A 5,107-nucleotide genomic window follows, 5' to 3' on the forward strand; every position below is an offset into this window, starting at 1 on the left:
CCCGCTCTGCCGGTCGAACAGATGGGCGCTGTCGGGGCGGATCACCAGGCCGATGGTGTCGTCCGGCGCCGCCTGCACGCGGCCGTGCACCACCAGGCTGAGCCTGGCCTCGCCAACCTGCACGAGGAGCTCCGTCTCGTTGCCGGTGGGCTCCACCACGATCACGCGGGCCGGCACGCCGCTGCCCGCGCCGGCCAGCACGATGTCGCCGGGCCGGATTCCGTAGTGCACCGCCTGGCCGTCGGCCGCCTGGGTCGTGGCCGGCGCGGGCCATCGCGCGCCATGGGCCTCGACGCTCGCGCCCTCGCCGTTGCGCCGGAGCACGCCCTCGACCACGTTCATCGCAGGCGAGCCGATGAACTGCGCCACGAACAGGTTGTCGGGCCGGTCGTAGAGCGCCAGCGGGGTACCGATCTGCTCGACGATGCCGTCGTGCATCACGACGATGCGGTCGGCCATGGTCATGGCCTCGATCTGGTCGTGCGTGACGTACACCGTCGTGGTCTTGAGCCGCTGGTGCAGTGACTTGATCTCGGCGCGCATCGCCACGCGCAGCTTGGCGTCGAGATTGGACAGCGGCTCGTCGAACAGGAACACCTTCGGGTCTCGCACGATCGCGCGCCCCATGGCCACCCGCTGGCGCTGGCCGCCCGAGAGCTCGCGCGGGTAGCGGCCGAGCAGCGCAGCGAGGTTGAGGATCTTCGCGGCATCGGCCACGCGCTGCTCGGTGACGCCCTTGTCGGCATTGCGCAGGCGCAGGCTGAAGCCCATGTTCTCGCCCACCGTCATGTGCGGATAGAGCGCATAGCTCTGGAACACCATCGCGATGTCGCGATCCTTGGACTCGAGCTCGTTCACCACCCGGCCGTCGATCAGGATCTCGCCGCCGGTGATGTCCTCCAGGCCCGCCAGCATGCGCAGCAAGGTCGACTTGCCGCAGCCCGAGGGCCCGACCAGCACCACGAACTCGCCGTCGGCGATGTCGAAGCCCAGGCCCTGGATGATCTCGGTCTTGCCGAAGGACTTCTTGACGTTGCGAAAGGATACGGTCGCCATCTTTGTTCGTCCCTTGCGTTCTCAGCTCTTCACGGCGCCCGCGGTCAGGCCGCCCACCATGTAGCGCTTGAAGGCGTAATAGATTGCCGCCGGCGGCAGCGCGTAGATCAGGCCGGTGGCCATCAGCAGCTCCCAGGGCGAATCGTCGGCCGCGAGGAAATTGCCGAGCGCCACCGCCAGCGTGACGCTGCGGTCGTTCGACAACAGCAGGAAGGCATAGAGGTACTCGTTCCAGGCCAGCAGCAGAGAGTAGGTGCCGACCGCCACCAGCGAGGGCACCATCAGCGGCAGGTACACCAGGCGAAACAACTGCAGCGGCGATGCACCGTCCATGCGCGCGGCCTCGTCGAGCTCGTAGGGCAGCTTGTCCGAAGCCTGCTTGAGCACCCAGATGCAGTACGGCGACGCGATGGTCACCATCGCGAGGATCAGCGCCCACTGGCTGTTGAGCAGGCCGTAGTTGCCCATGGTCTTGTACATGGGCACCGCCAGGAAGGCCGCGGGGATGAAATAGGTGAACAGCGCCATGTTCATCACCGTGCGGCCGCCGCGCACCTTGAGCCGGCTGATCGCGAAGGCCGCCGTGGTCGCGACGAAGAGCGTGAGGACGCCCACCGAAACCGCGATCAGCAGCGAGTTGCCCAGCTGCACCCAGAAATGGTCGAGGTAGAAATGCTTCTGCTGGAAGACGATGCGGAAGTTGTCCAGCGTCGGCGCCTTGGGCCACAGCCGCCCCGAGGTGGCCGAGTCGCGCGGCGAGATCGCGAACAGCACCATGTGGTAGACCGGGATCAGCGTCCAGAGCAGCACCGGGATGCCGATCAGCAGCAGCTTGGCCTCCGTCGTGACGGATTTGAAGGTCAGGCGCTTCATTTGGAGAGTCTCTTCATCATGAAGTACACCAAGGGAAGCACCAACGGCATCGCCACCACGATCGACGCCATCGACAAGTCCACCTGGTCCAGCCGGAGATAGCGGATGCCCAGCGTTGCCAGGACATGCGTGAGGTCGGCCGGGCCTCCGCCGGTCAGCAGGTAGACGCTGTTGAAATCGCCGAGCGTCCAGATCATCGAGAGGATGGTGGAAGTCAGGTAGAGCGTGCGCAAAGAGGGCCAGCTGATGAAGCGGAACTTCTGCCACGACGTCGCACCGTCGACCGAGGCCGCCTCGTACTGCTCGCTCGGAATCGCGAGCCGGCCGGCCACCAGGATCAGCGTCCAGAAGGGCAGCGACTTCCAGATGTGCATCAGCATCGCGAAGCCGAGCGCCAGCGTCGGATCGTTGAGCCAGTTGGGACCGTCGGCGCCGGTCAGCCGGAAGATGGTGGTGTTGATCACCCCCCACTCCGGGTTGAGCATGAAGCGCACCGACAGGATGGTCGGGATCGAGGGCATCGCCCAGGGCAGGATGAAGATGCCCCCCAGGATCTTGATCCACCAGCGCGACTGCACGAAGAAGCCCGAGAGCACCAGCGCCGCCAGCATCTTCACGTTGATCGCCACCACCAGGAACACGAAGGTGTTGACCACCGAGCGGAAGAAGATCGGATCGTCCACCAGGTGCACGTAGCTCTGCGGATGGCGCGCCAGCCACAGCCCGTAGCACACCGGGTAGAGCACGAAGACCGCGAACACCAGCAGGTAGGGCACGACCATCAGCCGACCCCAGAACTGCCAGCGCCCGGGGCGCGCGGCAGCCGTGGCGGTGCCGGCAGCGCTGCCGGCAACGGCGCTTGCGGTGGAGCTCATGATGAAGCCGCCTGCCGGTGCGTCAGCGCGCGACGGTCTTGATGCGCTCGATCATCTCGTCGACCGCCTTGTCCACCGGCACCTTGTCGTTGATGACCCGGTTCATCGCCTTGGCCCAGACGTTCTCGTTGTTGAGGATGGTGAACTTGTAGTTCTTGGTGAATTCGAAGGGCACGGTGCCGGCGGCGTACTGGTTGAACACCGATTGACGATGCGGATCGGCCTTCCAGAACGGGCTCGCCTGCCCTGCCTTCGTGACCGGGAACCAGCGGCCCAGCGATCCCTCGACATAGGGGGTGAGGTTCTCCTCCTGCAGCAGGAAGCTCACGAACTCCTTGGCTCGCGCCTTGTTCTTCGCGTCCTTGAAGATCACGCCGGTCTTCACCGCCGTGCGGTAGACCATCTTGCTGCCGTCGGGCTTGCTCGGGAAGCCGGCCGTGCGGATGCGCTCGATGAAGTTCTTCTTCGCCTCCTCGCGCTGCTCCGGAGTGAGCGAAGCGTTGTTCATGTCATCCAGCCACTTCGCTGCGATCGAGATGGTCGCGTTGTGCGTCATCACGGTCGTCTTGTTGTGGAAGGCGACGTTGTTGTCCGGGTCCTTCCAGCTCGTCGCCGAGGGCGGCGTGCAGCCCTTGGTGTAGGGGGTGGTGTAGTCGGTGACCGCGCCGATCAGCCCGGTGCGCACCTGGGGATCGTCGACCAGCAGCTTGCCGCTGTCGTTGACCAGCTTGACGTTGTAGGCGTCCATGAAGGTCAGGAAGGAATAGAAGGAGTCGCTCGAGTCCACGCCCATCGGCATGCCGATGCCGAAGGTGCGCCTGCCGGTCTTCTGCCGGCTCGCCGGTTGCACCTTCTCGCACCAGAATGACCAGTACTCCTTCCACGTTGTCGGAATGTCCGATTCCTTGAAGCCCGCCTCCTCCAGCATGTCCTTCCAGTATTCGATGTGCATCGTCTGCTGCTTGATCGGGAAGGCGTAATAGGCCTTCGACTTCGTCTGGTCGTTGTAGAGGAAGGTGGTCTCCACCGTGTTCGGTGCGAAGCGCGCCTGCATCGGCGAGATCACGCTGCTGATGTCCTCCAGCTTGCCGTCGAAGGCCCACTTGCCGGTGACCTGGAAGTCGTAGACGTCGGCATAGGCCACGTCGGGCGGGCTGCCGGAATCGAGCGCCGACACGGTCTTCGGGATCATGTCCTGCACCGGGTACTGCGAGAGCTCGACCTTCACGTTCTTGTGCTTGTCCTCGAACTTCTTGATGGCCGCGAACAGGGCGTCGTCCTCCGCCTTGTAGAAGCCCTTGACCCACCAGACGGTGAGCTTTTCCTGGGCTGCCGCCTGACCGGCAACAGCCAGCCCCAGCGCAGCCAGGGCGGGAATCACGAGTGCCTTGAATTTCATGCTTTGTCTCCTCTTGGGTGGGATGCTCGATCCACGAGCGGGGCTGGAAAAAACCTGGGATGCGGCGGCGTCAAGCGGCGGCCTTGAGCCGTGGCGGTGGGCGACCGAGGCGCGGTAGCCGCCGGCGCGACGAGAGCACTTCCTCGATGTCCTCGCGCGCGCCGTCGATCAGCTTGACGATGGCACGCTCGGCCCGTGCCGGGTTGTGGGCGATGACTGCATCGAGCACCGCGCGGTGCATCGGCAGCGACAGCGCAGGCCCGTCCTTCTTGGCGGTGGAGAGCTCGAAGCTGGTGCGCAGCAGCGCGTCCAGCGCCTTGCTCATCTGCGCCAGCATGCGGTTCTGCGCGGCCGCGAGCAGGCCGTGGTGAAAGCGCAGGTCGCTGGTGACGTAATCGCCGCCGTGCTCGATCGCCCGCTTCATGCCGGCGTAGGCCTCTTCGATGGCCTCGATGTCGGCCGCGGTCGCGCGCTCGGCCGCCAGCCGCACGGCCGCGGGCTCGACCACCCGACGCAGGTCCAGCAGGTCGCGCAGGAACTCTGGCGTGAGGCCGGCGCGCGCCTGCCAGGTGATGACGTCGGGGTCGAACCAGTTCCAGCGGTCTTCGGGCAGCACGCGCGTGCCGACCTTGGGGCCGGTGACGATCAGCCCCTTGGCCACCAGCGACTTCACCGCCTCCCGCACCACCGTACGGCTGACGCCGAATTCCTCGCACAGCAGGGGCTCGGCGGGCATCGGCGCGCCGATCGCGTAGCGGCGCGAGACGATGGCCTCGCCGAGCAGATCGAGTGTTCGGCCGTGGATGTTCTTGCTCATGCGCCCCTTGCCTTCGGCATTGCTTCCTCGCCCGCCGGGGGAGGGGTGGGGTGGGGGTGCTTTGGGTTCTGTTTTTGCGGTGCGCTT

Annotated in this window: 5 protein-coding genes; all 5 read right to left on the bottom strand. The window is 65.7% G+C overall.

Annotated features, from left to right (window positions below; genetic code table 11):
* Positions 1 to 1,056: ABC transporter ATP-binding protein (locus APY03_RS31615; protein WP_068683399.1), on the bottom strand; the 1,056-nt coding region annotated here is incomplete at its 3' end.
* A 21-nt stretch (positions 1,057 to 1,077) separates the two neighbouring features.
* A complete protein-coding gene (locus APY03_RS31620) occupies positions 1,078 to 1,929 on the bottom strand; it encodes a carbohydrate ABC transporter permease (RefSeq protein ID WP_068683401.1) in 852 nt (283 codons plus the stop codon).
* Positions 1,926 to 2,804 carry a carbohydrate ABC transporter permease gene (locus tag APY03_RS31625; protein WP_068683403.1) on the bottom strand — a complete coding sequence of 293 codons (879 nt, stop codon included), beginning with the start codon at positions 2,802 to 2,804 and terminating at the stop codon, positions 1,926 to 1,928. Before APY03_RS31625 ends, APY03_RS31620 begins: the two co-directional genes overlap by 4 nt.
* A gap of 22 nt (positions 2,805 to 2,826) precedes the next feature.
* On the bottom strand, positions 2,827 to 4,203 hold the full coding sequence (locus APY03_RS31630; protein ID WP_068683405.1) for an ABC transporter substrate-binding protein: 1,377 nt from the start codon (positions 4,201 to 4,203) through the stop codon (positions 2,827 to 2,829).
* Between the two features lie 70 nt (positions 4,204 to 4,273).
* On the bottom strand, positions 4,274 to 5,020 hold the full coding sequence (locus APY03_RS31635) for a FadR/GntR family transcriptional regulator (protein WP_068683407.1): 747 nt from the start codon (positions 5,018 to 5,020) through the stop codon (positions 4,274 to 4,276).
* Positions 5,021 to 5,107: the final 87 nt, after the last annotated feature.

The sequence above is a fragment of the Variovorax sp. WDL1 genome, assembly GCF_001541225.1.
Lineage (GTDB): Bacteria > Pseudomonadota > Gammaproteobacteria > Burkholderiales > Burkholderiaceae_C > Variovorax.